Here is a 928-nt window from a genome sequence, read left to right on the forward strand (position 1 = left end):
CCGCCGACATTCTGCTTGTAAGGCAGACGCTCTCCCAGCTGAGCTAATCACCCTTCGCTTCGGTGTGGCGCGCATTCTACGGAGCGACCCTACCTCTGGCAAGCACTTTTTTAATTAATTTTCTGATGCCTTCCAAAGGCTTAGAGAAGGGTTGGCCTATGGCACACGGAGGACAATAATGCCCGCCTTTGTATAAAGGAGAGACTCACCCCATGTGGTTCAAAAACCTGCTTATCTATCGCCTGACCCAAGATCTGCCTGTTGATGCCGAGGCGTTGGAAACTGCACTGGCCACCAAACTGGCGCGCCCATGTGCAAGCCAGGAGTTGACCACCTACGGTTTCGTCGCCCCGTTCGGCAAGGGCGAGGATGCGCCGCTGGTACATGTCAGCGGAGATTTCCTGCTGATCAGCGCGCGCAAGGAAGAACGTATTCTGCCTGGCAGCGTCGTGCGGGACGCGGTAAAGGAAAAGGTCGAAGAGATCGAAGCCGAGCAAATGCGCAAGGTCTATAAGAAAGAACGCGACCAGATCAAGGATGAAATCATCCAGGCCTTCTTGCCTCGTGCCTTTATTCGCCGCTCCTCGACCTTCGCCGCCATCGCGCCGAAACAGGGCCTGATCCTCGTCAATTCGGCCAGCCCGAAACGGGCCGAAGACCTGCTGTCGACCCTGCGTGAAGTGATTGGCACCCTGCCAGTGCGCCCGTTGACGGTGAAGATGTCGCCGACCGCGACCATGACCGAATGGGTCACCACGCAGAAAGCCGCCGACGATTTCTTTGTGCTGGACGAGTGCGAGCTACGCGATACCCACGAAGACGGCGGCATTGTGCGCTGCAAGCGTCAGGACCTGACCAGCGAAGAAATCCAGCTGCACCTGAGCACCGGCAAAGTGGTCACTCAGCTGTCGCTGGCCTGGCAGGACAA

1 protein-coding gene is annotated in these 928 nt (G+C 57.5%); it reads left to right on the forward strand.

Annotated elements, in window-relative coordinates; translation table 11 throughout:
- Positions 1-212: 212 nt before the first annotated feature.
- On the forward strand, positions 213-928 hold a 716-nt coding region (gene rdgC, locus D8V06_RS07480), incomplete at its 3' end, for a recombination-associated protein RdgC (protein ID WP_130930717.1).

Origin of the sequence: Pseudomonas sp. Sample_24 (assembly GCF_004307605.1) — a bacterium.
Classification (GTDB): Bacteria; Pseudomonadota; Gammaproteobacteria; order Pseudomonadales; family Pseudomonadaceae; genus Aquipseudomonas.